The following is a 7,460-nucleotide window of genomic DNA, read 5'->3' on the forward strand; positions in this document are numbered from 1 at the left end:
CGCGGTGGGTCAGCCGACCGCGCCCGCCGGGGCGGCGTAGGTGTTGCAGGCGTCGGTGGAGTTGGCCTCGAAGCCGCTGAGCGCCCAGTCGCCCTGGTTGGTCGGGCTGCCGTGGGCGTTCTTCTCCGGGCTCTCCTCCATCGCGTACTGGAAGTCCTCCTCGGCGCGGCGGGCCAGGTCGGTCGTGATCGAGCCCCGGCCCGCGGCGGCACCGAGGAACATGCCGGCGAAGCAGTTCGCCTGGAGTTCGATGCGGCGCGACATCTCCAGGCCCGCCGGGGTCTTCTCGCCCGCGTTGACGATCTTCAGGTCGGCCGCGCGGAGCATCCCGGTCATCGCCTGGACGTGGTGGCCGTACTCGTGCGCCAGCGTCGCCAGGTGCGTGGCCGGGCGGTCGCCGCCGCCGTTCTCGCGCAGCCTGCTGGTGGGCATGTAGATCATCCGGTTGCGCCCGCAGTAGTAGGCGACGGCGTCCTCGGAGGCGGGAGCGGCGCCGCACGGGCCGTTCGACAGCTCCGGCGCGGCGTCCAGCGACGGCGGTTCGAACGGGAGGTTCGCGTCCTTCAGCACCGGGGCCCACGCGGTGTCCAGGCAGACCACGCCCGCGGCGTAGTAGTCGGCCAGCTGCTGGTCCGAGGTGCCGAACGCGGGCAGTTCGCAGGTGATCTCGGGCAGCGGCCTCGGGGTGAGGAGGAGCGGGTGGTCCTCCAGGCGTTGCACGGGGCGGGGGCGCACGGCCTCGGCGCTGGTCGGGGCCATGGCCGCCGTGTACGGGGCGGCGACGGCGCGGCCGGGGACCTGCCTGGTGCCGTCGATGCGGCTGAGCAGGCCCAGGCCGAGCACGGCGCAGAGGATCATGGTGAACACGCCGACCAGCGCGGCCGGGTTGTTCCCCGGCTGCTCGACCACCCGGTGCTCGACCACCACCGCGGCCTCGGAGGGCTCGGCGGGCTCGTCGAGGTCCAGCACGCCCGCGAACACCACGGTCTCGGCGTCGTCGGGATCGCGGACGACCCCGACCGGCTCGACCCGCTCGGTGACCGGGGACGGCGCCTCCGGCTTGGGCGCGGTGATGAACTGGGTGGCCTCGGCGGCGCGGAAGATCTCGGCCACGCCGAACGTCCCGGCCACCGGCGTCCCGGCCACCGGAGGGGTCGGGGGCTTCTCGGCGGGGGCGGTCCCGCTCCGGGCGACCGCGAAGAACTCCATGGCCTCGGCGGTCAGGAAGGTGTCCGGCTCGTCGGCCACCACCGGAGGCGGGGCGTCGGCCGCAGGCTCGTCGACCACCGGGGCGTCGGTCACCGGCTCGTCGGTCACCGGGGCGTCGGGCTCGGCCGCGACCCCCTCGACCGCGGGGTCGTCAGCGGTCCCGTCCGCGGGCACGACGCCCGCCTCCGACTCCCCGACGGCCGACCCCGCCGCCGAGTCCTCCGGCACCCCGTCCGCTCCCGAACCAGCCCGCACAGCCACCCCGCCGTCGCCACCGACCACGCCACCACCACCGGGTCCGACAGCCGGAGGAAGCCCTCCACCGCTGCTGACCTGGCGACCATCATCCACGACGCCCCCACCTGCCGACTCCCGCGGCGGTGTCACGCCCTCGTCGCCCACGGGCTCAGCTGACGCTCTGCGCGTCCGACACCCACGTGTTGCAGGCGCTCGTCTCGTTGTTCGTGAACCCGTCCATGACCCACTGGGCGTTGCGCTCGGGCGCGCCGTGGTCGCGGGTGGGGTACACGGGGTAGTCGCCCCTGGTGCTCGCGTCGCGCAGCGCCACGTCGATCACGTCCCTCGGGATGGCACCGTGCGAAAGGGGTGCGAGGGTCATCCCGCCGAAGCAGGTCGCCTGCAACTCCTTGCGGCGGTTCAGGTCGAGGCCTGCCGGGGTGTCCCAGCCGCCCTTGTCGTACTGCGCCTCGCCCGAGGCCCGCAGGATCCCGGACAACCACTGGATGTGGTGACCGTACTCGTGCGCGAGCTGCCCGAGGTACTTGCCGGGGTGGTTCGGGTTGTTCGAGCCCTGCTCGCCCGCGTAGTAGTTCGCCGTCCAGTAGATCGTCCCGTCGCAGTACATCGCGGTGCGGTCCGGACCCATCTGGCCGCACGGGTTGGTGATCGTGGACGTGACGATGACCAGCTCGACGGGCTGGTAGGGCAGGTTGGACTTGGTGAACGACGGCTTCCACATGCTCTCGATGCACGGCAGCGCGGCGCGCAGGAAGGTGTCCTGCCCGGCCGGGGAGTAGTCCATGCCGGGCAGCGCGCAGCCGTCGATGTCGAACGCGCCGAGACCGGGCTGGTGGATCGGGTTGTCACCGAGCTTGATGACGGCCTTCGGACCCGCCTGCTTGGACGAGGTGGCCGACGCGGTCGCCGGCCTGCTGGTGCTGGCGCGACCGCCGCTGGTCGTGGCGGCGGTGGTCGTGGTGGTCGTCGGGGGCGTGTAGCTGTAGGTCGAGTAGCCGGAGTACCCGGCGTCGCTGGCCCGGTTCGGCGTGCCGGTCGCGGCGACCACGCCGATCACCGCGATGCCGAGGATCGCGACGGCGAACAGGACGCCCGCGACGAGCGGGCCGCTGCTCTTCTTCGGCTGGTAGGGCGGGTACTGCGGGGGCGGGCCCCAGCCGGGCGGACCGGGAGGGCCGGGAGGGGTCGGGCCGGGCTGGAACCGCGTCCGCTGAGGTGGCGGCGGGTGACCCCACGGGCTGGGCGGCGGCGCGGCCACCGGCGGCGGCATGACCGGGCGCGGCGGCGGCACCGGCGGGCGGGCCTGCGGCGGCTGCGGGCGCAGGCCGGGCCACTGCGACTGCTGCGGCGGGCCCTGAGCGGGCTGCTGGGGGTGCAATGGCGCGGGCACCGGAGGCGGCCCTACCGGTCGGGGTGGCGGCCAGCCACCCGGCGGCGGTGGTTGCGTCATTGGTTGAGGTTCCCCCATTATCGCTTCTACCCGAATCAGCACAAGAGCATAGGCGGACTCCGCTATTGTCCGCGGCCGTGTTGAAAAACTGGGGAGTGGCGCTGGTCGGCGCCATCGCGCTGTGCGGTTTCACCGGGCCCGCGTTCGCCCAACCCACCAGCGGCCAACCGCTCCCCGGCGCCTTCGGCACCGACGTCCGGCTCAAGTTGGAACGCGACGGCAAGGTCACCGTCACCGAGGTCGTCACGGTGCCGGAGGGCACGACCGCGCGGCGCACGGTGCCGCTGCGGATCGCCGTCGGCGAGGACCGGGACCGGGTGTTCGAGATCAATGACGCCTCCGTCGAGGGCTCGGGCTCGGCGTCCGCGAACGCCGAGGAGTTCACCGTCTCGGTCAACTCCGGCACCTCCACTATTCACTACGTGCTGGTGGGCGCAGTCGCTCAAATCGGTGACACCCTGGAATTGCGCTGGCAGCCCGCGAGCGGCTGGGACACCCCCCTCGACTCGGTGTCGATGTCGGTCATCGCACCGGATGCGCCCAGGTCGGTGACCTGCCTGGCCGGTCCGCCCGGCTCGTCGTCGCCGTGCACGACCGCCGAGCTCGGCGACGGCCGAGGCGTCCGCGCGAAGGAGATCGACCTGCCGCCCGGCGACCGGGTCGACATCGCGGTCGGCCTCCAGGACGGGGCCGCGCCCGCGAACGCCAGGGTCGTGGAGAGCGGGGGCCTCGCCGCCGCGTTCGCCCTCACCCCGGCGAGCGCCGTGGCGCTGCTGGTGCTGGTGGTCGCGCTGGTCGGCGGCTTCGTCCTGCTCTGGTTCCTGCGCGGCCGCGACGCCCGCGCGCTGGCCGCCGACGTCGGACCGGTCGACGTGCTGGTCGCGGGCCCCGGCGGCGGGGTCGCGTTCGCCTCGCCGGACGGCGTGCTGCCCGGCCAGGTCGGCACGGTCGTGGACGAGCACGTCGACGTGGTGGACGTGACCGCGACGATCATCGACCTCGCCGTCCGCAACTACCTGTGGATCTCCGAGGTCGGGTCGGCTGGCGGGGTGCTGGACTGGACCCTGGTCCGGCGCAACCCGGTCGACGACTCGCTGTCCGGCTACGAGCGCGCGGTCTTCGAGGCGCTGCTGCCGGAGGGCACCGACTCCGTGCTGGTCTCCGAGCTGCGCGGCCGCAAGATCGACCTCGGCGAGGTGCGGGACCGCCTCTACACCGACGTGGTCGAGAAGAACTGGTTCACCCGCCGCCCGGACGCCGTCCGCGGCCGGTGGTCGCTCTACGGGGTGGTGCTGGCGGTGGCCGGGGTCGGTCTCACCGTCGGTCTCGCGTTCAGCGGCGGCGCGGCGCTGCTCGGCCTGGTCGTCGTGGTCGCGGGCCTCGCGCTCACGGTCGGCGCCCGCTCGATGCCCGCCAGGACCAAGCGCGGCAGCGCGCTGCTGGAGCACGTCCGCGGCCTGCGCGGCTACCTCCACTCGGTCTCGCCGGGCGACATCCCCGAGTCCGACCGCGAGATGGTCTTCTCCCGCTCCCTGCCCTACGCGGTGGTGCTCGGGGCGACGGACCGCTGGCTCGGCGCGTTCGCGCCCCTCCCGTCCGGCGCGGGCGGCACACCCGGCCTCTACTGGTTCGGGGAGTCCGAGAGCAGTCCGGACCTCGGCCGGTTCGCGCGGCACTTCCCGGCGTTCCTCGGCGCGCTCGACGGTGTGCTCGCCCAGGCGGGGCACCTCCGATCACTCCGGGGCCAGAAGCCGTAGGCTGCTTTCATGGCGCTACCCGAACTGCACAGGTTCACGCTCCCCAACGGACTGCGGGTGGTGCTCGCCCCCGATACGAGTGCCCCGGTGGTCGGCGTGAGCGTGCACTACGACGTCGGCTTCCGATCCGAGCCGGAGGGCCGCACCGGCTTCGCGCACCTGTTCGAACACCTGATGTTCCAGGGCAGCGAGAGCTTGGAGAAGCTGGCCCACTTCCGGCACGTGCAGTCCTCGGGCGGCACGTTCAACGGGTCGACGCACCCCGACTACACCGACTACTACGAGGTGCTGCCGTCGGCGGCACTGGAGCGCGCGCTGTTCCTCGAAGCGGACAGGATGCGCGCACCGAAGATCACCCAGGAGAACCTCAACAACCAGATCGACGTGGTGAAGGAGGAGATCCGCCTCAACGTGCTGAACCGGCCGTACGGCGGGTTCCCCTGGATCCTGCTGCCGCCGGTGCTGTTCAAGACCTTCCCGAACGCCCACAACGGCTACGGCGACTTCACCGACCTGGAGAACGCGACCGTCGAGGACTGCGCCGCCTTCTTCGACACCTACTACGCGCCGGGCAACGCCGTGCTGACGGTGGCGGGCGACTTCACCGTCGACAACGCCCGCGCACTGGTCGAGAAGCACTTCGGCGACGTGCCCGCGCGGACCGTGCCCGAGCGCCCGTCGTTCGCCGAGGACGCCCCCAAGGGTGAGGTCCGCGCCGAGCAGACCGACCCGCACGCGCCGTTCCCCGCCGTCGCGATCGGCTACCGCGTCCCGGACCCGGTGACCGAACTGGACGCCTACCTCGCCTACCTCGTGCTGGCGGGCGTGCTGACCGACGGCGACGGCTCCCGGCTCCAGCAGCGGCTGGTGCACCGCGACGCCATCGTCACGGACATCAACGCGGGCTGCGGCCTGTTCGGCCCGCTGGAGGCGCGCGACCCGGACAGCTTCACGATCACCGCGATCCACGCGCCGGACGTGCCGGTCGAGCGGGTCGTCGCCGCGCTGGACGAGGAGCTCCAGCTGCTCGCCGAGCAGCCGCCGACGGTCGAGGAGCTGGCCAAGGTGACGGCCCGCTGGGCGTCCACCATGCACCGCGAGCACGACCGGCTCACCAACCGCACGCTGGCCCTCGGGTCGGCCGAGCTGCTGTTCGGCCGCGCCGAGCTGATCCACGAGCTGCCCGACCGCATCGCCGCCGTGACCGTCGACGAGGTCGCCGCCGCGGCGAAGGCCCTGCGTCCCGACTCGCGCGCCGTCCTGATCGTCAACCCCGCCAACGCCGGAGGTACCGAGTGACCGCCCCAGTGTCGCACCGCAGCGCCGACGAGATCGGCCGCACGGAGCAGGGGCCCCGCCCGCTTCCGGAACTCGGCGAGCAGCGCCCGTCCGCCGACCTGTCCACCGTCGACACGACGATCGCCAACGGCCTGCGGGTGATCGCGGTCCGCCGCGCGTCCGTGCCGATGGTCGAGGTCCGCCTGCGGATCCCGTTCGCCGACCCGGCCGCCTCCAGCGTCGGCTCGCAGCACTCGGCGTGGGCCGAGGTGCTGGCGAACACCATCCTCACCGGCACCGCCACCCGCGACCGGATCGCGATCGACACCGAGCTGGCCCTGGTCGGCTCGGAGCTGGACGCGGTCGTGGACCCCGAGCGGCTGAGCATCTCCGGCAGCGTCCTGGCCACGGGCCTGGACACCGTCCTCGACGTGATCCGCGACGTGCTGACCGGCGCGACCTACCCGGCCGACGAGGTGGACCGCGAGCGCGACCGCCTCGTGGAGCGGATCGCGCTGGCCCGCTCGCAGCCGAACGTGATCGCCCGCGAGGCCCTCCAGAAGCACCTCTACGGCGACCACCCGTTCGCCAAGGAGATGCCGGAGGCCGAGGAGGTCGCGCGGGTGTCGCGCGAGGAGGTCGTGGCGCTGCACGCGAAGGCCGTGCTGCCCAGGGGTTCCGTGCTCGTGCTGGTCGGCGACGTCGACCCGGACGCCGTCATCGGCACCGTCGAGTCCGTGCTGGCCGGGTGGACCGGCGAGGGCACCGCCGTCACGATCAGCCCGCTGCCCCCGGTCACGCCCGGCGACGTCGTGCTGGTCCACCGGCCCGGCGCCGTGCAGTCGCAGATCCGGCTCGCGGGCCGCGCGGTCCAGCGGACCGACCCGAAGTACCCGGCGCTCCAGCTCGCGAACCTGGTCTACGGCGGCTTCTTCTCCTCCCGCCTGGTGGAGAACATCCGCGAGGACAAGGGCTACACCTACAGCGCCCGTTCGCACCCGGAGTTCACGATCCACGGCGCCACGCTGCTGATCGACGCGGACACGGCCTCCGACGTGACGGCGGCGGCATTGCTGGAGACCCGCTACGAGCTCGCCCGGCTCGGCCTGGTGCCGCCGACGGAGTCCGAAGTGGACGTCGCGCGCAGCTACGCGATCGGCACGCTGCTCACGACCACGTCGTCGCAGTCCGGCCTGGCGTCGTTCCTGGTGAACCTCGTCGCGCTCGGCCTCGGCATCGACTGGCTGGTGGCGCACCCGCAGCGACTGCAGGCCGTCACGCCGGAGCAGGTCGCCGCGGCGGCGCTGGAGTTCTTCGCTCCCGGCAACTTCACCGGTGTGCTGGTCGGCGACGCCGAGCTGCTCAAGCCGAAGCTGGCCGCTCTGGGCGGGGTCTCGTTCCAGTGAGCTTCGATCTCGTCGGTCTGCCCGCGCTGTCGCGGTTCGCGATCGACCGGTCCGAGCCGTTGCGCGGCGATCCCGAGCGAATCGCCGCGCTGTGGCCCAAGG

General features: G+C 73.0%; 5 protein-coding genes. 3 read left to right on the forward strand and 2 right to left on the reverse strand.

All coding sequences use genetic code 11. The features are described from left to right. Positions 1-9: 9 nt before the first annotated feature. Positions 10-1,491: a neutral zinc metallopeptidase gene (locus VFZ92_RS34235; protein WP_330880688.1), complete on the reverse strand. Its 1,482-nt coding sequence runs from the start codon at positions 1,489-1,491 to the stop codon at positions 10-12. A 124-nt stretch (positions 1,492-1,615) separates the two neighbouring features. Continuing rightward, the gene (locus tag VFZ92_RS34240) at positions 1,616-2,857 is read right to left on the reverse strand and encodes a neutral zinc metallopeptidase (RefSeq protein ID WP_330880690.1); all 1,242 of its coding nucleotides are present in this window, start codon (positions 2,855-2,857) and stop codon (positions 1,616-1,618) included. Between the two features lie 137 nt (positions 2,858-2,994). Between VFZ92_RS34240 and VFZ92_RS34245 the strand changes: the two genes are divergently transcribed. From VFZ92_RS34245 to VFZ92_RS34255, 3 genes are read left to right on the forward strand one after another with little or no spacing between them, the layout of a single operon-like run. Further along, entirely contained in the window at positions 2,995-4,674 is a 1,680-nt protein-coding gene (locus tag VFZ92_RS34245; RefSeq protein ID WP_330880692.1) for a DUF2207 domain-containing protein, read from the forward strand. A 9-nt stretch (positions 4,675-4,683) separates the two neighbouring features. Further along, positions 4,684-5,973, forward strand: coding sequence for a pitrilysin family protein (locus VFZ92_RS34250; RefSeq protein ID WP_330880694.1), 1,290 nt, complete (start codon positions 4,684-4,686; stop codon positions 5,971-5,973). After that, positions 5,970-7,358, forward strand: a complete 1,389-nt coding sequence (locus VFZ92_RS34255; protein WP_330880696.1) for a pitrilysin family protein — start codon at positions 5,970-5,972, stop codon at positions 7,356-7,358. The genes VFZ92_RS34250 and VFZ92_RS34255 overlap by 4 nt, the downstream gene beginning before the upstream one ends. The last annotated feature ends 102 nt before the right edge of the window (positions 7,359-7,460 follow it).

It is taken from the genome of Umezawaea sp. (assembly GCF_036375055.1).
Taxonomy (GTDB): domain Bacteria; phylum Actinomycetota; class Actinomycetes; order Mycobacteriales; family Pseudonocardiaceae; genus Umezawaea.

What these genes read in the sequence shown, in the direction of transcription:
- VFZ92_RS34250 (WP_330880694.1), top strand. Translation starts at nt 4,684, where the DNA reads ATGGCGCTACCCGAACTGCACAGGTTCACGCTCCCCAACGGACTGCGG.